Annotated in this window: 21 protein-coding genes and 1 pseudogene; 13 read left to right on the top strand and 9 right to left on the bottom strand. The window is 64.7% G+C overall.

Going from position 1 to position 18,485, the window contains the following annotated elements:
• The first annotated feature begins 15 nt into the window (after window positions 1-15).
• Window positions 16-1,191, top strand: a complete 1,176-nt coding sequence (locus ACWDTF_RS19445; RefSeq protein ID WP_240857077.1) for an aromatic ring-hydroxylating oxygenase subunit alpha — start codon at window positions 16-18, stop codon at window positions 1,189-1,191.
• Entirely contained in the window at window positions 1,166-2,002 is an 837-nt protein-coding gene (locus ACWDTF_RS19440) for a hypothetical protein (RefSeq protein ID WP_355275611.1), read from the top strand. Before ACWDTF_RS19445 ends, ACWDTF_RS19440 begins: the two co-directional genes overlap by 26 nt.
• Window positions 2,003-2,014: 12 nt before the next feature.
• Here the strand turns inward: ACWDTF_RS19440 and ACWDTF_RS19435 are convergent, their stop codons facing one another.
• The gene (locus ACWDTF_RS19435; RefSeq protein ID WP_449754903.1) at window positions 2,015-2,917 is read right to left on the bottom strand and encodes a cyclase family protein; all 903 of its coding nucleotides are present in this window, start codon (window positions 2,915-2,917) and stop codon (window positions 2,015-2,017) included.
• Window positions 2,918-3,025: 108 nt separating this feature from the next.
• On the opposite strand from ACWDTF_RS19435, the gene ACWDTF_RS19430 reads away from it, so the two are divergent.
• The gene (locus ACWDTF_RS19430) at window positions 3,026-4,726 is read left to right on the top strand and encodes an FUSC family protein (RefSeq protein ID WP_449754902.1); all 1,701 of its coding nucleotides are present in this window, start codon (window positions 3,026-3,028) and stop codon (window positions 4,724-4,726) included.
• Window positions 4,727-4,751: 25 nt separating this feature from the next.
• Here ACWDTF_RS19430 and ACWDTF_RS19425 read toward each other — a convergent pair whose 3' ends face one another.
• The 3 genes from ACWDTF_RS19425 to ACWDTF_RS19415 all read right to left on the bottom strand — a co-directional run bounded on the left by ACWDTF_RS19425 (window position 4,752) and on the right by ACWDTF_RS19415 (window position 6,428).
• On the bottom strand, window positions 4,752-5,372 hold the full coding sequence (locus ACWDTF_RS19425) for a DJ-1/PfpI family protein (RefSeq protein WP_449754901.1): 621 nt from the start codon (window positions 5,370-5,372) through the stop codon (window positions 4,752-4,754).
• Between the two features lie 67 nt (window positions 5,373-5,439).
• Window positions 5,440-5,736: a hypothetical protein gene (locus tag ACWDTF_RS19420; protein WP_449754900.1), complete on the bottom strand. Its 297-nt coding sequence runs from the start codon at window positions 5,734-5,736 to the stop codon at window positions 5,440-5,442.
• Window positions 5,737-5,855: 119 nt separating this feature from the next.
• Complete coding sequence (locus ACWDTF_RS19415) at window positions 5,856-6,428, bottom strand: TetR/AcrR family transcriptional regulator (protein ID WP_449754899.1); 573 nt, start codon at window positions 6,426-6,428, stop codon at window positions 5,856-5,858.
• A gap of 92 nt (window positions 6,429-6,520) precedes the next feature.
• Between ACWDTF_RS19415 and ACWDTF_RS19410 the strand changes: the two are divergent.
• A pseudogene (locus ACWDTF_RS19410) lies at window positions 6,521-7,542 on the top strand (zinc-dependent alcohol dehydrogenase).
• A 651-nt stretch (window positions 7,543-8,193) separates the two neighbouring features.
• Window positions 8,194-8,355, top strand: a complete 162-nt coding sequence (locus tag ACWDTF_RS19405; protein ID WP_355278311.1) for a hypothetical protein — start codon at window positions 8,194-8,196, stop codon at window positions 8,353-8,355.
• A 28-nt stretch (window positions 8,356-8,383) separates the two neighbouring features.
• On the opposite strand, the gene ACWDTF_RS19400 is transcribed toward ACWDTF_RS19405, so the two are convergent.
• Window positions 8,384-9,283, bottom strand: coding sequence for an SMP-30/gluconolactonase/LRE family protein (locus ACWDTF_RS19400; RefSeq protein ID WP_449754898.1), 900 nt, complete (start codon window positions 9,281-9,283; stop codon window positions 8,384-8,386).
• Window positions 9,284-9,499: 216 nt separating this feature from the next.
• Between ACWDTF_RS19400 and ACWDTF_RS19395 the strand changes: the two genes are divergently transcribed.
• The gene (locus ACWDTF_RS19395) at window positions 9,500-10,144 is read left to right on the top strand and encodes a hypothetical protein (RefSeq protein ID WP_355278313.1); all 645 of its coding nucleotides are present in this window, start codon (window positions 9,500-9,502) and stop codon (window positions 10,142-10,144) included.
• A gap of 93 nt (window positions 10,145-10,237) precedes the next feature.
• On the opposite strand, the gene ACWDTF_RS19390 is transcribed toward ACWDTF_RS19395, so the two are convergent.
• Window positions 10,238-10,888 (bottom strand): sterol desaturase family protein, encoded by a 651-nt coding sequence (locus tag ACWDTF_RS19390; RefSeq protein ID WP_433259527.1) that lies wholly within the window; start codon window positions 10,886-10,888, stop codon window positions 10,238-10,240.
• Here ACWDTF_RS19390 and ACWDTF_RS19385 point away from each other — a divergent pair.
• The 3 genes from ACWDTF_RS19385 (at window position 10,866) to ACWDTF_RS19375 (ending at window position 13,310) form a co-directional block, all read left to right on the top strand.
• On the top strand, window positions 10,866-11,966 hold the full coding sequence (locus tag ACWDTF_RS19385; protein ID WP_449754897.1) for a sensor histidine kinase: 1,101 nt from the start codon (window positions 10,866-10,868) through the stop codon (window positions 11,964-11,966). The genes ACWDTF_RS19390 and ACWDTF_RS19385 overlap by 23 nt on opposite strands.
• The gene (locus tag ACWDTF_RS19380; protein ID WP_449754896.1) at window positions 11,963-12,625 is read left to right on the top strand and encodes a response regulator; all 663 of its coding nucleotides are present in this window, start codon (window positions 11,963-11,965) and stop codon (window positions 12,623-12,625) included. The genes ACWDTF_RS19385 and ACWDTF_RS19380 overlap by 4 nt, the downstream gene beginning before the upstream one ends.
• Before the next feature lie 103 nt (window positions 12,626-12,728).
• On the top strand, window positions 12,729-13,310 hold the full coding sequence (locus ACWDTF_RS19375) for a dihydrofolate reductase family protein (protein ID WP_240857065.1): 582 nt from the start codon (window positions 12,729-12,731) through the stop codon (window positions 13,308-13,310).
• A gap of 31 nt (window positions 13,311-13,341) precedes the next feature.
• On the opposite strand, the gene ACWDTF_RS19370 is transcribed toward ACWDTF_RS19375, so the two are convergent.
• Complete coding sequence (locus ACWDTF_RS19370; RefSeq protein WP_240857064.1) at window positions 13,342-14,202, bottom strand: alpha/beta fold hydrolase; 861 nt, start codon at window positions 14,200-14,202, stop codon at window positions 13,342-13,344.
• 81 nt (window positions 14,203-14,283) lie between these two features.
• Here ACWDTF_RS19370 and ACWDTF_RS19365 point away from each other — a divergent pair, with 81 nt between their 5' ends.
• A complete protein-coding gene (locus ACWDTF_RS19365) occupies window positions 14,284-15,210 on the top strand; it encodes an MBL fold metallo-hydrolase (RefSeq protein WP_449754922.1) in 927 nt (308 codons plus the stop codon).
• Window positions 15,211-15,220: 10 nt separating this feature from the next.
• On the opposite strand, the gene ACWDTF_RS19360 is transcribed toward ACWDTF_RS19365, so the two are convergent.
• Window positions 15,221-15,694, bottom strand: a complete 474-nt coding sequence (locus ACWDTF_RS19360) for an SRPBCC family protein (protein ID WP_240857063.1) — start codon at window positions 15,692-15,694, stop codon at window positions 15,221-15,223.
• Between the two features lie 345 nt (window positions 15,695-16,039).
• Between ACWDTF_RS19360 and ACWDTF_RS19355 the strand changes: the two genes are divergently transcribed.
• Complete coding sequence (locus ACWDTF_RS19355; RefSeq protein WP_449754921.1) at window positions 16,040-17,023, top strand: NAD(P)H-dependent flavin oxidoreductase; 984 nt, start codon at window positions 16,040-16,042, stop codon at window positions 17,021-17,023.
• 41 nt (window positions 17,024-17,064) lie between these two features.
• Here ACWDTF_RS19355 and ACWDTF_RS19350 read toward each other — a convergent pair whose 3' ends face one another.
• Window positions 17,065-17,688 carry a hypothetical protein gene (locus ACWDTF_RS19350; RefSeq protein WP_240857062.1) on the bottom strand — a complete coding sequence of 208 codons (624 nt, stop codon included), beginning with the start codon at window positions 17,686-17,688 and terminating at the stop codon, window positions 17,065-17,067.
• A gap of 157 nt (window positions 17,689-17,845) precedes the next feature.
• On the opposite strand from ACWDTF_RS19350, the gene ACWDTF_RS19345 reads away from it, so the two are divergent.
• Both ACWDTF_RS19345 and ACWDTF_RS19340 read left to right on the top strand, forming a co-directional pair.
• Window positions 17,846-18,076: a toxin-antitoxin system protein gene (locus ACWDTF_RS19345; RefSeq protein ID WP_240857061.1), complete on the top strand. Its 231-nt coding sequence runs from the start codon at window positions 17,846-17,848 to the stop codon at window positions 18,074-18,076.
• Window positions 18,066-18,419, top strand: coding sequence for a type II toxin-antitoxin system PemK/MazF family toxin (locus tag ACWDTF_RS19340; protein WP_240857060.1), 354 nt, complete (start codon window positions 18,066-18,068; stop codon window positions 18,417-18,419). The genes ACWDTF_RS19345 and ACWDTF_RS19340 overlap by 11 nt, the downstream gene beginning before the upstream one ends.
• Window positions 18,420-18,485: the final 66 nt, after the last annotated feature.

The raw sequence follows: 18,485 nt of genomic DNA, 5'->3' as shown, positions 1-18,485 counted from the left end.
GTATGGTCGCAGGGTATGACAGCCCAACTCGACCACTGCACGCCCCTCGGACCTGAACTGACTCGTCGTGGATTGGATCTGGCGCTCGCCGGGACGACAGACGTCGCACCGTCGACAATGCGCGTTCCGCTGAGCTACTACTCCGACGACAAACTCACCGACATCGAGCAGTCGACGATCCTCCGGCGCACGCCGATCGCGGTGCTCGCGTCGGTGCAGATCTCGAATGTGCACGACTATGTCGTGCGCCAGGTGATGGAGGACTCGCTGCTGATAACCCGCGATCGTGACGGCCGGGCACATGTGTTCCTCAACTACTGCAGACACCGCGGAGCCATGCCTGCGTGCGGTGCGGGCAATGCCCGTCGGTTCACCTGTCCGTATCACGCGTGGGTGTACGACAACACCGGCAAACTCAAGGGCGTGCCGGGCAAGGCGGGGTTCGACGACGTCGATTTGGATTCCTACGGGTTGGTCGAGTTGCCGACCGAAGAGCGCCACGGATGGATCTGGGCGGTCCTCACCACAGGCGCACAGATGGACCTCGACGCTCATCTCGGTCCCATGAACATGGAACTGGCGCAATGGAATTACGGGGCCTTCCAGTACCACGACGAGAAGATGCTCAATTCGGAGGTGAACTGGAAGGGTGCCCTTGAGGCTTTCGCCGAGGGATATCACTTTCCGTTCGTGCACGGCAAGAGCGTGATTGGACAGAACACCATTGCCAACACACATGTCTACGACGAGTTCGGCCGCCACCACCGAATCGGGTTCCCGTTCAAGTGGATCACCGACCTCGATGGCACCGAGGCCGGCGGAGATATGTGGGAGCCGTCGGCACAGATGGGCCTCATCTACTGGATCTATCCCAATCTGATCCTCGCGAACAGTCCGGTCGGGGTCGAGGTGATCGACATCCTGCCCGACGGAGCCGCCGGAAAATGCACCGTCCGGCACAGTTGGATGGCGCGCTACCCGGCGACCACCGACGAACAGCGGGAAATGTACGACGGCATCTTCGCGCAGGTCCATGCGGCAGTCCGTGACGAAGACTTTGCGATGCTCCCGCAGTGCAGTCAAGGAGCCCGACGCGGTCAACACGACCACATGGTGCTGGGGCGCAATGAGATTGGTGTGCAACACATGGTGCGGGTGCTCGCGGATGCGCTCGGCATCTCGTTGGCCTGACGTGTCGGTCGATTGGCACGGCGTTCAGAGTCTCCTGGCCGATCAGGTGGTCGCGGCGGTGGAGAAGATCCAACGCTGTAGTCCGGGTACGACGATCGATCGTGTAGAGGTCGGGGGTCTGCATTCCCGCGACATGCTGGTGCTCTGGCCGACGGTCACCGTGATCGTCACAGGTGACCGGCATTGGGAGGTCGAGACACCGCGAGTCGGCGATCACGTCGCGTCCCGGATCACCGCGGCGGGCGGACTCGGTGGCTCGACCTGGATCGACGTTTTCGACGGGTATGAACGATCAGTCCGCGCAGCATGTTGCGAAGCCGAGGGTCGATTACAGAACACCATGCCGGACAACAGTGTTCGTTGTCTCTTCATCGATGATGTGAATCCCGATGCGACGGCCGCTCCCGATTGGGGCGCGGCAACCAGCGATCTGATCGCTGTCCTTAGATCGTGCCCACACGGCGATACTGCCGCCACCGCCAAACTATTGGCCCAGCGCGGCCACCTCACCACCGTCGTCGCGGTCCTTTCCGAAAGCGCACCCGACGAACGCGCCGAGGCCACGATCCTTGACGTGTTGACCGATCACTATGCGGGATCGCAACGATGGTGTGGGCTCGACTATGCACCGCTCGAGGACGCGTTGAGCGTGTGGCCGAATATCGATGTCGCACTCAGGAGTACATTCTCCGCTGAGCGCATGTTCCCGATCGATGCGACCGATGTGCCGACCGCCATGACTGCGTTGTCCTCACAATGGTCCGCGATTCGCGAGCATGCCGCGATCGTGCTGTTGTCGGTACACGTCTGAGCCTGGATCACCTCAGAAGGTGGCGATCGGATTGAGGGGGGATCCGGTTCCGCACGTGATCGCGAGGGGTGCGGCGGTCAGTAGGAACGTGTTGCGGCCGAATCGCTCGACGGTCCGCAGCAGGTCGTCGAGTCGAAGCCACTCCAGGAACGTGAGGCCCATTCGCGCGAGTCCGAGTTGATGGAGCGGAAGTGCGAGATCGGGGTCGGTGGACGGGAGCCGCTCGATACAGTCTCCGCCGAAGATCGCGACGTCGCGTTCGGACAGCCACAGAACCGCGGACGTGTCCAGGCCTGCGCGAACGTTCGGGTCTGCATCGGGAGCCGCCGCCAGGCGCGCGTCGAGTCCCACGTGAACGATGACGGCATCACCAGATTCGACAGTCAGCCCGGTGGCTGCCTCCGCACGGTCGAGATCGGCGGCGGTCACGAATTCATCGGAAGCCAGCCAGGGAACACCGCGCGTGCGCGCGACATCGAGCAACGCGCCTCTGGTGAAGATGCCGTCTCGCATGGCGGTCACCGCATTTCGCCTCAGGCCCTCGGGTCCGAGTATGTCGTCGACGGTGCGATTGTTGTAGGTCGTACCGTTGAGGTGGAAATGCCCGAGCGCGTCGATGTGGGTTCCCCACCCGTGGACGTTCAGCGTGACCTCGTCGACGATCGCATCCGGCACGGCGGGTTCTGAATCGATGGAATGCGACACGAGGAGGTCGCTGTGCTGTGTCGCCGGGAGTTGCAGGTCGGATGCGAGCGAAACCGTAACTCCCTCGGACACCAGACTGGCGGCTCGGATTCGCACTGCGGGAGTGATCAGGTTCAGAGTCCCGAGATCGTCGTCGGGACCCCAGCGCCCGGCGTTGTCGCAGTTGGATTCGAGCCTACGAAGCCGCTCGGAGGGCATTTTGCTGTCCATCGACAACTCCTGTCGCACTGCAAATCTCCATCCGACCGCCACGGTAACGATATCGGGTCCTGGTGCGAGGTGACGTCAAGGTGGATTGTCGAGCGTTACGCTGGCGGTATGTCGGAGACCGCAAGTGCGCTGGCTGCGGCCTTCCGGCCTTCCACCGCTCCGCTCGCCGTGTCGTCCGCTGTGCGCGCGCTGGTGGCCGGCGGCGCGCTTCTGCTCCTCGGTTTGTGGCTCGGCGACTGGGACAAGCTCGGGGTCGCCTACCTGGGCGCGGCCTGTTCTGTTGCCTTCGTCATCGGGGATTCGTATCGCAGCCGCCTGACAGCGCTGGCGGCGCAGGGGTTGGGCGCCGTCGTCGGCCTGGTGGTCGGAGGATCGACGGCCGGTTCACCCCTCGTCATGATTGTGGTTGCGGCACTTGCCGGTTCGGCGTCCGGCTTCGTTGGCGCAGCCGCCCTTTCCGGGCCTGCCTTCGGGATGATGCTCAGCATCGGCGTGGCCTTTGGGCAGTTCGGGGGATCCACGCTCGACCCCGCTGAACAGGCAGCTTGGTACGTGATCGGCGCGCTCGCCATCGGTGTTGTGCACGTGGCCGACTGGCCGTTCCGGCATGGCTCTGCCCAACGGCGGTACGCGGCGACCGTGTGTGACGCGGCCGCCGACCTGTGCGAGTTGATCGGGCGGGGGGATGCCCGTGCGGCACGAACGCGAATGGCCGCCGCATCGGCTCAGGCGCGCGACGCCGGATGGGACTCGACGACAGAGCGTGTCGCGCACGCGACCGCCGCGCTCTATGCGGAGAAGCAACCTGTCCCGGTGTCGGTCGTGACCACCCTGCGCACCGCCGGAATGCTGATTCGCGCCGGAAGAACCGTACAACTTGCCGGTGACTGGCCGTTGACGACACCCGGATTGCGCGCGATGTCGCGCGCCGTGGCCGGTGACGGACGCACGCCGACGGGTCCCGAGCGTCGTGGCGGGCGAACTGTGCTGCATCCGTTGGCGACTCGAGAGTCGGCGCACAACGCAGTGCGCATGGCGCTGTGCATGGGCGTGGCCACCGCGATCACCGTCGCCTTGCACGACCCGCAGCATTCGTTCTGGCTGCCGCTGACCGTCGCGGTGATAGTCCGCCCGGAGTACGCCTCGATCTTCGTGCGAACGATGAATCGGGTCGCCGGCACCCTTGTCGGTGCACTGATCGCGGCCGCCGTGCTCGCATGCTGGGACAGCGGATCCGCGGTTGCGGTTGCGGCGTCGGTTGGTCTGGCATTCGCTGCGCTCACTGCGCCCAAGCTGTACGGGCTGAGCGTCGTCGGTGTGACGCTGTCGGCGATCTTGGCCGCCTCGGTCGGCGGTCCGGATACCGTGGCACCGCTGATCCGGATGCAGGACACCGTGCTGGGTGCAGTGATCGCGGTCCTGCTCGGCTACGTTTGCTGGCCGGGCGCTCGACGTCTTCCACAGCAAGCACGGATCGATGACGGGCTGAGTGCGGCCGAGGACTACCTGGCCGAGGTAGGCGTCACAGATCGCGATCGCAGGAGGTTCGTGCGTTGCCGCGATGAAGCCTACCGGCGTGCGCACGGGGCGCGCTCGGCGTGCCTGGCCGCCTATGCCGAACCGCCCCCGGTTCCCGCGCAGGCTCGCGAGATGCTGCCGTTTGCAATGGAGTTGGAGGAGATCGTCGACGAGATCACCTCGATCCTGCCGGCGGCCGACGACGCGGAACCGCCAGACCCGGTGGCGATCGACCGCACACGACGACGACTGGTTCGTCTACGGGCCACCGCGGCGACAGCTGTTCGGTGATACCCCAGGGTCGCTCGACCCGCGCCTATCGATCGGCGAAGATGTCGTGGTCAGGATCGGTCTGGGGGTCGTATTCGATGACGTCGCCGGCGTGGCGGGCGGCCGTCGGCCCGAACAGGTCGGCGATGAGCGCTGCGGTCATGTCGATACCCGCGGCAACCCCCGATGATGCCCACCGATCACGGTCGTGCACCCATCGGGCTCGGCGTTCCCATTGCACCGTGTCGCCGTGGCGGATCACCCGATCAAAGGAGCGCTTGTTGGATGTCGCGCGGTAGCCCTCCAAGAGTCCGGCGGCGGCAAGGATGGCCGAGCCGGTGCACACGGAAGTGACGAGGGTGGCGTCCGCGACGTAAGAACGTAGTTGGTTCAGGAAGTCCTTGTCGTCCAACAGCTTTAGCCATCCGAGACCAGCGGGAACCAGGACGATGTCCACGTCGGCGGTGTCGGAGAGGCCTTCGGTTGCTTCCACCCTGGTGCCCTGGGAGCTCGCCACCAGACCGGCCTCGCGGGCGACCATCGAAATGCGGAACTGGTCGGGGAGAACGCTGAGGATTTCCACCGGTCCGAACACGTCGAGGAGTTCGAAACCCTCGAACAGCACGACCGAAACCTTGCGAGAGCCGGGCACATCGGGTTCGGTCATGGGGGCTCCTGTCGACGCTCCCAATCTACCGGTGCGCGGGATTGGGTGGCGAGGGCCGCGCGGCGAACTATGCGCGTCGGTACTTCGCCAGGTAGCGATCCTTCTCCGCTGCGGTGTCCTCGGGCAGGAGCGGAGTGTGGTGCAGTTGCCGCGACATCTTGGTGTAAACCGTTGCGGCGCCGGCGATGATGGCGAGCAGGGCAACCGCGGACGCAACGGCGGCACCGGTCTGGTGCTGTGCCGAGAAGGTCACCATCAGGCCGAGTGCCGGGATGATGAGGACGACGAGGGTGTATGCAACCCAGCTCATCGGGTGCCGATTCTCGTGGTCGGATGCGAGTGCGGGGGCTGCAACGGTGGCCATCGTGAGTCTCCTTGTGGCGACGGTATTCCTGACCCCTCCAGCATTCGCCCACGCCCCAATGAGCACGAGGGACTTTTGACCCGCTGGCGTAGGACCTTTGCGTGGCTCGATGACGCGCTTCAGTCGATGATCGACCGGACGAGATGCTCCAGTGCGTCGGCGGTGCGGTCCAGGGGTGCCGTGCTCCGCTGCGCCCGGCACATGGCCACCGTTCCCTCGATCGACGCGACGATGAGGATGGCGGTTCGCTGAGCCGTGTCATCTTCGGCGCCGTGCATTCTCAGCGATTCGGCGAGCAGGTCGGTCCAGCGCTCAAAGGCCCGTGCGGCCGCCTGCAGTGGAGCATCGTCGTCATCGGGTTCTTCGACCGACACCGCGAGCACCGGACACCCGGCACGAAAGTCGCTGTTGACCACCACATCTCGCCACATGTTCACGAACCGCCCCAGTCCGCCGACAGGTCCGTCGGCGGAGATGGCGTCGCCGAGGACGCGCATGGTCAGCGCATCTGCGAACTCGACCGCTTCGACGGCGACCTGTGTCTTGCCGCCGGGAAAGTAGTGGTACGTCGACCCCAGTGGTGCACCTGAGTGCTTGGCCAATTCCCGGACGCTGGTGGCACGGAGGCCACGCCGCCCGAGCATGTCCGCGGCACCCACGACGAGCTGTTCGCGGGCAGTTCGCTTTGCCATCGGTCCCTCTCTTGCCTATGACGGTCGTTCTAGCGTAGCGTCCGTGCCATCGTATGACGACCGTTATAAATCGACAGATGGGGATCTGACACGTGAAGAGCTTGATGTTCGTCAAACCGGGAGAGTTGCGATTCGATGAGGTGGACGATCCGACGATCCTTGATCCCACCGACGCGCTGGTGCGGCCGATCGCCTCGACGACGTGCGACCTCGACCACCACGTGATCGCCGACAGAACGCCATTCTCGCTGTTCGGACCCTTCGCGCTGGGCCACGAATGTGTCGGTCGGGTGGTTGCGGTGGGTGAGGAGTGCACGGAGTTCGCCGTCGGCGATGTGGTTGGTGTGGCATGGCATATCGCCTGCGGAACCTGTGCTCAATGCGCGCTCGGGCATCCGGCCCGCTGCCTGCTGCATGGGGACGCGCAATACGGTCTGCCCGTCAACGGGTTGTGGGGAGGCACGTTCGACGAACTGGTCCGTGTCCCGTTCGCGGACTACAACCTGGCACAGCTGCCCGACGGCGTCGATCCGATCCACCTCGCCTCCATCGGCGACAATTTCGCCCTGGGGTGGGAGACGGTGATGCCGGCGGTCGAGGGCATCACCGATCCCAAGGTTGCTGTCTTCGGCGGCACCGGTTCTATCGGGCTGTACGCCGTCGATGTCGCCGTGCACTGCGCCAACGCCCACACCGTCTACTACGACGACGACCCGGTCCGCATGGAAGTCGCGGCGAGACTCGGCGCCGAGGTTCATGACATCGCGGGCAAGCGCGACAGGGACTTTCACGTTGCGGTCGATGCGTCCGCTGATCCTGCGAAACTGCGCAAAGCGTTGCTGTCGGTGGTGCCGGAGGGCACGATCAACAGTGTCGGCATCTATTTCGAGGACGTGTCGTTGCCCCTGCTCGCGATGTACCAGCGTGGCGTCAGCTTCCACAACGGTAAGGGGATGGCCCGACCCAACATGACCCCGACACTGCAAGCCGTCGCCGACGGGACCCTCCACCCAGAACTGGTCACCAGCGGCGTCTACGCGTGGGACCAGATCCCTGATGTGCTCGCCGGTCCGAACGCGGCCACAAACCGATCTTCGTCCTGGATCCAGCCTGACTGACTCGAAGAGTTCGGTGACCACAGCGTTGAACTGGGCAAATACGTTAGTGCCGTGCCCGCGAAATCTAGGGGAAGAAGTTTCTTCCCCGGGGTTCGTAGTCGTCCGCGAGAATCTTCTGGGGGAGGACTCCAAGGGTCGGGGAAGAAGTTTCTTCCCCCTACTTTTGTGCGGCGGCGCATCCAGTCCACGGACATGAGATCCCGCCGCGGTGCGCCCATCGCGTGGACGAAGTCGACTGGCCATTGATCGTGTGAAGTTGAGCCCGGATTCCGGGCTCAACTTCACACGGATCGCGATCGTGTTCGGTCGAGGAGTTCCACGGCGACGGTCACTGAAACGGTCGCCGTGACGTGTCACCGAGCCCGAATATGCCCTCGGAGGCAACTGAGGAGGACCGTTTCAGACGGCTCCGCTCGTCCCGCCTGCACGATCGCCGCCGCAGGCGGCGGGTGGGTCATTGATTGCTGCCGAGGGCCGGGTCACAGGCGTACGACGCGCGTGTGTCGGACGGTCGTCGACTGGCAGATGACCAGGTCACGTGTACCATCCCCGCCATGACCGACGCCGCGCCGGCGTCGGGGTGCACTGTCGCAGGGAGCCGTGTTCACGGCGGGGGAGCGACAGTCGGGGGATGCAGGGGGTAAGAAATGACCAATGTGCCGAGTGACGACATGCTCGCCCGCATGGTGTACGGAAGCGGCGACCAGCACTTCATGGCGCGACTGGAAAGCATCATCGAACGCAGATTCCTGCGCATGGCCCGACGAGTCAGCGGGATTTCCATGCAGCGCGCGTTTGAGTCGGACTGACGTCTCGCGAAGACGCCATCGTCGGCGCTCAGGGTCTCCCGGCGTGCCCGACCGTCACCTCGACGGCACGGATCGTCGCTTCCCGCGCGGCCGACCGCGCATGCTCGTTGAAATCCGGTGCGCAGCAGATGAATAGGGTCCTGCCGTCGGTGCCGCCGAGCATGCAGGCGTACACGCCGGTGCCGACCGCGATCTCGTCGACGATCTCGCCGCCCTCACGAACTCGGATGACTCGGTTCCCCAGGGCGTCGGCGACCCACAGGCAGCCGTCGGCGTCGAGGCCACACCCGTCGGGTCCGACCGACGCGCCGGCGAGCGCCTCACCCAGCACCCTGGTCGTTGGCGGTTCGGCGAACTTGGCCCAATCGCGTCGGCCGCTCAGCGACCCGTCGGGCGCGATGGAGAACGCGCTGATCCGATCGCCGAAGGTCTCGTCGACCAGCAGAGTGGCTCCGTCGGGCGTCACGACACTGCCGTTGGGAAACCAGAGGCCGGTGGCGACCACCGTGACGGTTCCGTCCGGATCGATGCGCAACAGATCCGCGGTGTCGAGGTCGGCGCCGGCCATCAGGTCGAAGCCGAAGTTGCCGAGCCACGCGCGCCCTTGATCGTCGACGACCATGTCGTTGGGGTGGCCGCCGACATACTCACTGACGTCCGCATGGACGGCAGTGGTCCCGTCGGCTTCCACCCGCAGAATCGTGCGGTCCCGCATCGAGACGACGAGCAGCCGACCATCGGGAAGCCACCCGAGCCCCGACGGCTGTGCCGGAACCTCGAGTTCGGCGCGCAGATCGGAGCCGTCGGCGTTCACCGAGTTCACGGTGTGAGTGTAGAAGTCGACGAACCACAGACGCCCGTCGTGCCACCGGGGACATTCGGTGAACGACATGCCGGAGACGACGGTTCGGATCTGCGGGCTGCTCATGTTGCGACTATAGGTAGTGACTCCGCCGACGTGGTCACGTTTCGCCAAGAGTGTAGGAATACTGCTTGTACACAACGTGTTTGACCAACGTGACAGCTGGGCCGCCGACTCTGCCGTCGGCTGACCCGAACGGGTCGGTCTCGGCATTCGGCCCCCAAGCCCCGATGTTGGGCGTAGCGTCCCGAACAGATGGAGAGGACGCTCATGCACACACATGTGAGAACACTCGTCGTGGCGATCGCGGCCGTCGCACTGACACTCGGCGGTGGCGGTGCCGCAACAGCAACACCGCCGGCCAATGCGGGCCTTCACCTCAGCGCAAAGGCGAACAACGCGCGCTGCACCGTGACCTTCACCATGCTGAACTACACGAATGCCCACAACTGGTTCACCATGGACTACTGGTTCGCCCAGGAGGATCAGCCATGGGCGCCACCGGATGCCGAGATGCACTCGAGCGGCTGGGATCCCAACAATCTGCCGACACCTTGGCGGATCGTCTCCGGCGCGAAGCGACCAGTCGCTCGATATACGCCTGCAAGCCCGTCGGACTCGACCGGATCACTTCGCGGCGCACTGCCCGCGAGTTTTCCGCAGGCGGATAGATACGGCTACAACGGGATCTACACGAACTTCAATCCGACTGCGCTCACGAAGCCGTTCAAGACGACAGTGACTTTCGATCTGCGAAAGGTGACACCGGCGCCGCCTGCCGCGGTCAACGGCAGATACACCATCCGCTATCGCGTCTATCTCGGCCCCCAGACGCAGGCGTATGGGTACTGGACGCCTCGGTCGATCACCGTGGGCGGTTGTCGCAGTAGCAACGGTTCACTCGACTGGGGATCGATACATCTCTGACACGGACCGCACTCGTCGCCGTCGGACCTGACGGACGTCGACGCAACGCAACGGTGCCGCCTCCCGGTGTGGGAGGCGGCACCTCTTTCCTGCTCAGGCAGAGACGAGTTGGTCCTCGGCCTTCTTGCTCTCGCTGTATCCGGGCGGGCCGAAGATGTAGCCGAGGCGACCGCGCCAAGTGCGAGCCTTCGCCGTGTCGCGGAGCATGGCCACGGTCTCGATGTAGTTGTACTTGATCGGATTCTGGGTTTCGACGTCGTGGATCAGGCCGTAGCGGACGGGCTCGATCTCTTCGGCATAGGACCCGAACAGCCGATCCCAGATGATGAACACCCCGCCGTAGTTCTTGTCGATGTAGGGCTGGTTGGAGCCGTGGTGTACGCGGTGATGCGACGGGGAGTTGAAGATGAACTCCAGAGGCGCCCACAGCTTGCCGATGCGCTGGGTGTGGAACGGAATCTGGAAGATCAGGCCGGCGGTGTTGAGCAGGAAGATCATCCACACCGGGAATCCCAACAGCGCTGCAGGAAGCCAGGCGAGACTGCGCAGTGTGTAGGACACCGGTTGGAACCAGGGGAGCCGCAGATTGGTCGACATGTTGAAGAAGTTGCTGGAGTGGTGCACGCTGTGCGCTGCCCACAGCAGCCGGATCCGATGATCGGCGCGGTGCGCCCAGGGCGCTGCCCAACAAGCCGGTCGATGTGACCCTCGACGGTTGTTGGTGGCAATTCTTGCCGCGATCATCGACGCGGCCATTTTCGCGTCGTCCGGGATCTTCGGGACCGCACTACTGCCTGCGCTCACGATGACCATGATGCTGGTCGCGGCCGACCTTGCTCTGGCCCTTCGCCCCGGCACCGCCGCAGTGGTGGCCTACATCCAGGTGGTCACTCGAATCTGTGCGTGCCTTCTTCTCGGCCACTACGGACTGGCTTCCGGGATCGGGGACGTCGGTGTACTGGTTGCGGGCTACCGAGCTGGAGCCTGGCTGCCCACGCGGGCCTCGGCGACCGTCCTCCCGGTTCTGATGGTGGGTGTCGCCGTCGCGGCACTGATCAACGGCACGGCTGATGAGTGGTGGATGATCCCCGCGATCGGCGTGTCGAATGCGTTGATTCCGTGGCTCGTAGGCAGATACACCGCTGCCGGTGGCGCGTACGTGACCAAGTTGGAGATGCAGCGGGAGAACGACCGCGCGGTGATGGATAAGGCGCTCGCCGACGAGCGTGAGGCCATCGCACGTGACCTCCACGACGTCATCTCCCACCACGTCAGCGCCATCGGAATCCACGCGGGCGCCGCCCGGATGGCAATGGGATCGGACGTCGAGGCCTCGACGCGGTCCTTGGAAGCTGTGGAGTCGTCCAGCCGCGCGGCAATGATGGACCTGCGGCGCCAGCTCGATCTCCTGCACGGGCGCGACGCCGCCGGCGACCGTCAGCCCGGACTCGCCAACATCTCCGAACTGGTCGACTCCGTCGGTGCAGTGGGACTCGACGTCGAGCTCGATATGACCGGCGCCACCGTCGAACTGCCTGCATCACTTGACGTCACCGTCTACCGAATCGTTCAAGAGATGCTGACAAACGCGCTGCGCCACGGCGACGGAAGCGCCCGCCTCAATGTGCGCGTGAATCATTCGCGAATCGTCATCGAAGAGTCCAACGCCATCGCCGCCGAGACCTACCTTGGCGGTTCGCTGCACCGCGGCCTCGACGGCATGCGAAGGCGCGCAGAGCTGTTCGACGGAGATGTCGAGTGTGGTGCAGACGCGTCCGGCCGCTGGCAAACCAGCGTGGCGATCCCGATCGGAGCATCATGACTCAACCCATCACCGTGCTCGTCGCCGACGATCATGCGGTGTTCCGTGCGGGGCTCAAGGCCATCATCGACGCGAGCCCGGACACCGTCTGTGTCGCGGAGGCCGCCGACGGACGTTCCGCCATCGAAGAGGCGCAACGGGTCCGGCCCGACGTGGTGGTGCTCGACGTGCGGATGCCCAGACTCGACGGTGTCGGCGCCATCGGGCCGATCGTCGGCTCAACGAATGCTCGGATACTGATGCTGACGACCTACGACAACGAAACAGTGCTTGCGGAAGCACTAGGTGCCGGGGCAGGCGGGTTTCTGTTGAAATCGTCGCCACCGGAGGAACTCGTGGCTGCGATCCGCGTGGTCGCGCGCGGAGATTCGGTGATCGATCCCGCCATGACCCGGCGCCTCGCCGCAAGGGTCGCCGACACCCTGGCAGAGGTGCCGGTGCCGCCGGAGGTGGCGACTCTGACGACGCGCGAGTACGAGGTGATGTTGCTGATGGCTGATGCACTCAGCAACGCCGAGATCGCAGGCAAGTTGTACGTCGGGGAGCAGACCGTCAAAACGCATGTGTCACACATCCTGGCGAAACTCGTTGTGCGCGACCGAATCCAGGCCGTGGTCTACGCCCACCGACACAGGCTGTCCGAGATCACGCGATCGTAGTGGTCCTGTCCACCGATTTGGCGGGGGTCTTTGGCGTTCGATGCTACGTTGACGGCATGCGCGCGAATGCCGTTGGCGGCCCATCACACTCGAGGGGTATCTCGTGGGAAAAGTAGTCATGTACGCCTCGGTGTCCGTCGATGGCTTCATCGCGGACGAAAACGACCATCCCGGACCACTATTCGACTGGTTGACCACCGGCAGCGTCCCGCTCGACGAGAGTGGTGTGCTGAAGGTGTCGCAGGAGTCGTTCGACTACGTCCGGCCGTACTGGGATCAGATCGGGACGACCATCGTCGGCCGCCACGTGTTCGACATGACCGACGGCTGGGATGGACAGCCTCCCAGCGGGATCGACCATGTGGTGGTCGTGTCGCACCGGCCGGCGCCCGAGGGCTGGGACCCCGAGGCGCCGTTTCTTTTCGTCGACGACATCGAGGCGGCCCTCGCGGCAGCGCAGGAACTGGCCGGTGACCGCATCGTGGAGGTCGCTGCGGGAGACGTCGGTGGCCAGGTGCTCGCCGCGGGCATGATCGACGAAGTGCGCATGGACGTTGTGCCCGTCGTGATGGGAGCCGGTAAGCGGTTCTTCGGGTCGCTCGACGCGCAGCACATGTTGGACGATCCCGACGTGGTGATCCAGGGTGATCGCGTACTCCACCTACGCTTCCGGGTGCGCCGATAGCTGCCGCCGCGGTTGAGTATGTGGCGGTCGGCTAATCGAGGATCTCGTGCAACCGCCGGGCGAACGCCTCGGGCTGGCCGGCATAGCCGAATTCGCCGCCCATGAAACCTCCGTGGTGACTCGGGAACACTGCTGCCTCTTGGCCGAGCAGCGCGGCGGTGGCTACTGCGGTCCGGCCGGTGAATGTGTCGCGGGACTCTTCGCCGACGGCGATCACCACGCGGGTCGGCGCGGCGGTCACCGCGTCGACGTCCGGCAGGTAGTCGAGGAAGGCAACGGATCGGTCGGAGAGCAGAGGGTCGTCTCTCGATCCGTCGTCGTCGGCCGGCATGCCGAACGCAGCAGGGGCGGGTGCGGGCTGGGCGAAGTAGGCGTCGGTGAACTCGCCCTGCCACGAGGTCATCGCGAGAAACGCCGCCATGCCTGCGCCCCAACCCTTCTCGGTGTAGACAGCCTTGAATGCATTGGTGGCACGTTCGGCGGCGTCGGCGTCGGGCAAAACATTAAGGAGCGGCGGCTCGTGGGCGACAAGCGTGAGCAGGTCGGCCGGATATGTCGCCACCATGGCGAGTGCAGTCACCGCGCCGCCGCTGCTCGCGAACATCTCCACAGGTCCGACGCCGAGCGTCTCGATCAAGGCGTGGAGGTCAGCCGCCTGAACCTCGGGTTCGTTCTGGACGCGTCCGTCCTTGCGGGTACTGCGGGCGAACCCACGTGGGTCGTAGGTGACGACGGTGCGGTCGCCGAACAACGGCACCAACGCACTGAAGCCGCTGGCATCCATGGGCTGGGCGACCATGAGGAGCGGCGGACGACCGTCGGCGGTCGGGAGTGGACCGTGGACGTCGTAAGCGAGGTCCACGTCGGGAAGTTCGAGGATGTGCGCGGTCATGGTGATACGGACTCGCCGAGTGCGGAGAACTCATCGGGCTTGCGACAATCAACCATGTTTATCAGTTGGCCTCCTGTGGCCGTGCACCTCAAGCTCGGTCGTCCATCGTTGGAGCCGTATCGGCACAAGTTCCACCTGCCACGGGCCGCCGACGGGCGCTGCAGCGTCACGTTCGCAGGGGTTTCGACGCTGCTCTTCGACGACGGTGAGTCGGCAGTACTCTTCGACGGCTTCTTCTCGAGGCCCTCGCTGGCTGCGGTCGCGCTCGGCAAGATTGCCCCGAACCGTCAACGTATTTCGAACGCGTTGGATCGATTAGGGCTCGGCGGGCGGGGGCCTGCGGCGGTGGTGCCGGTGCACACTCACTTCGACCATGCTCTCGACTCGGCACACATAGCCGAACGTACCGGCGCGACGTTGGTCGGCGGTGAGTCCGTCGCCAACATCGGACGCGGCGCCGGGCTTTCCGAGGAGCGGATTCAGGTGGTTGGCCACGCCGATACCGTCAGTTTCGGCAACTGGACGCTCCGGTTCGCCGAGTCCGAACACTGTCCGCCCGATCGGTTTCCCGGGGCGATCACCGAGCCGTTGGTGCCGCCGGCCAGGGCGTCGGCGTACCGCTGTGGCGAAGCGTGGTCGGTGCTGGTCGAGCATGTGGGCGGCCGGTCGGCACTGGTGCAGGGGAGCGCTGGATTCGTGCCCGGCGCACTCGACGGGTGGTCGGCTGCCTGCGCATACCTGGGCGTCGGGATGCTCGGTCATCGCCCACACGAATACATCGCCGACTATTGGACGCACACAGTTCGTGCCGTCGGAGCCGGGCACGTCGTGCTGACTCACTGGGACGACTTCTTCCGCTCACTGGATCGACCACTACGAGCTACCGCATACGCCGGGGACGACCTCAACGCGACGATGCGCGTTCTCAGCGAACTATCTGCCGATAGTGCTGTGCCGCTTCACTTTCCACGCGTATGGGAGCGAGAGGATCTATGGGCTCTGGTCTGACGGTCGGGCCTCAGCGCTCAGATTCGGCTCGATTCTTGAGGTGCTGCAGGGTGTCGGAGACATGCGACTCGAGCTCGTCGGCATGCGCCGCGGGGCCGCCGAGTAGGCCGCCGAACATGCGGGCGATCCGGGGCATCCCATCGGGCATGTGACGTTGTTCGCGCAACACCGTCGACCTGCCGTCCGACGTCACGCTGTACGTCCAGATCGCACCGCTGGTCTTGGTGTGCCAGGACAGTTCTCGCCCTGGCACAACCGAGACGACGTTGTTGATGGTCGGCCAGATGATGAAACCGCGCCGGTTCCATCCGATGTAGGTTTCACCTGCCTCGAACGGACCCTTGCGGCGACGGGTCAGCGCGAACAACTCAGGGCTGGCCTCTGGCATGGTGCGCGGATCGCTCAGCAACTGCCACACCCGGTCCGGGGTTGCGTTGATGGTGACCTCGGCGTCGAAGTCGCGATCGAATGCGTCTGTCGTCATGTCCCCATTCTGCCCGGTTGGCCATGTTGAGCGCCCCGCCGCGCAGATGAGTAGCCGCAACGAACTCGGCCTGCGAAAACGGCGAAAACCGCCGTGGGCCTCAGCCCTCCATGGCAAGCTTTGCCGCGATCGCCTTCACATATATGAAATATGGGGGCGTCGATACCCTTCGACAAGGTGCGCTGCACGGGGCTGCGGACGATCGTCCGTATGACGGTGATCGCGCGACCGATGGAGTTGTGGCCGGAACTCGATGCCGCGCAACACTATGCGCACTGCGTCGCGGTTGGTCGAGACGGGTCGTCGGCGTCCGCGCATGGTCACCGAGCAGAGGAGTGCATCCGCATGATTTCCACCCGGTTCACCGAGACCTTCGGAGTTCGCCACCCCATCGTGCAGGGAGGTATGCAGTGGGTCGGGCGGGCCGAGCTCGTCGCGGCGGTCGCCAACGCTGGTGCTCTGGGTTTCATCACCGCCCTGACGCAGCCCACGCCGGAGGATCTCGATCGCGAGATCGCCAGGTGCCGAGAGCTGACCGACCAGCCGTTTGGCGTGAACCTCACGATCCTTCCGTCCATCACACCGCCGCCCTATGACGAGTATCGACAGGTGATCGTCGAATCAGGGGTCAAGATCGTGGAGACGGCCGGCTCCAACCCCGGTCCACACCTGCCGATGTTCCACGATGCCGGTGTGAAAGTCCTACACAAATGCACCAGCGTGCGGCATGCGGTGAAAGCGCAGAAGCTCGGCGTCGACGGGATCAGCATCGACGGATTCGAATGCGCCGGACATCCCGGAGAGGACGACATCCCAGGACTGGTGCTGATACCGGCCGCTGCCGACAAGGTCACGATCCCGATGATCGCCTCCGGCGGTTTCGCCGACGCCCGCGGGCTCCTCGCAGCGCTCGCCCTCGGCGCCGACGGCATCAACATGGGCACCCGATTCATGTGCACGGTCGAGTCGCCGATTCACCAGCGGATCAAGGAAGAGATCGTCGCTGCCGACGAAACCCAGACCGAGCTCATCTTTCGGCCACTGCGCAACACCGCTCGGGTGGCGAGCAACAGCATCAGCAGGGAAGTGGTCGACATCCTCAACAACGGCGGACAGTTCGAGGACGTGCGTGAACTGGTGGCCGGTGCCAGAGGCCGGAAGGTGTTCGAACTCGGCGACCCTGAGGCGGGAATCTGGAGTGCCGGCACCTGCCAGGGCCTCATCCACGACATCCCCACCGCCGGCGAACTGGTGGAACGTATCATCACCGCGGCCGAGAATCTGATCACCGATCGTCTCGGCGGCATGCTCGACCGTGTCTCCGTCTGAAGCAACCCGCCGATTCTGTTCGTGACCGCGGAGGAACGGCGTCAGGCAGGTTCCAAGGACCGGGCGGCCTTCGCCAACGCAGCCAGAGTTCGCAGGACAGACTCACGTTTGGCACTCAAGTCCGACACCTTGGCCTTGCCGCTGAGACCCGAGTCGTCCTGCGCGACAGCGAGGCGCTCGTCGAGCTCAGCAAGTTGCGCCAGCAATTGCTCGGCCCGGTGCGCGAGTTCTGCATGGTCCGGCTGGGAAACATCTGACGGCCGAGTCATCGCCGACCTGCCGGTCCGCGACTGGCCTGTGGGCGTTGCTCGCTCCGCCTGCGTACGACCCGCCTGGGCGGTCGCGACGACGCCACGCTTCCCGGATCGGGATTTCTCACGCTGCGACGGCTCGGTGCGGGTACGGTTCAGCTCCGCCCGCGCCGCGCGAGCCGCAACACGGTGCTCGCGTTCCTCTTCGTCGTCGGACTCCAACGACCCACCCAAGGGCCGCAGCCCATAGAAGTCAACGAACTCGCGAGCCTCAGCGATGGTCTGTTCCGCGGTCCGGCAACGCACACAGCGCGGTTCATTGCGGAAATACGCGAGGTCGTCGGTCGACGAGCACCACACACATTCACGGAGAGTGACGTCAGTTACAGGGGCGTCGGCAGTCGATGAAGGCACGGGCGATCAGACTACGCCACAGCGCTTTTCGCGGTGGATTGGGGTTGGCCCGTCAACCTCGACGTCGCTCCTCTCACCCTCTGGGAGTCGAAACTGGCTCTCCGAATTCTCACCAGTCGTGTAGACGGTTCAGTATACCCTAAGGTAGCCTCGACCCATGGGGACGACGACAATCAAGGTGTCCGTCGAACTTCGGGATCGCATCAACCGCGATGCCGAAGCACATGGCGTCACTGCAGCGGGACTCATCGAGAAGCTGCTCGATGGATACGAGCGCCGACAACGCATGGAAGCATTCGGCAACGCATTGCGGGCGGCCGACGCGGACTACTGGGACGAGTTCCGGGACTGGGACACCACCCTGAGTCCCGGCGACGATGCCGCCTGATCTGCGGCGGGGGACGGTCGTATGGGCCGAGTTGGATCCCACTCGTGGCCGCGAGCAGGCAGGCCGGCGTCCCGCGCTCATCATTGCCAGCGACCTGTATCTAGAGCAAGCCGATACACTCGCAATCATCCTGCCCGCTACGACAATTGAGCGGGGATGGCCAAACCATGTACGCCTTCGCGGGCCTGCCTTCACACCGACGCGACCCACATTCGCAATGACCGAGCAACCACGAACAGTCACACGCCAACGACTGCACGACGTCATCGGCGCCGTCGACCGGGAGACCATGGATGAAGTCGACCAGTGGCTGAGGGACTTCCTTTCCCTTCCGTCACAGTAGATCTCGACCGAGTTACATGCGTCGTCGAGAGTTGGTGGTCAGGGCAAATCTGCGCCGTCGTCCGAT

The sequence above is a fragment of the Gordonia sp. NPDC003422 genome, assembly GCF_053588675.1.
The sequence above is the reverse complement of the archived record's forward strand: the minus strand, read 5'-3'. Positions and strand labels throughout refer to the sequence as shown.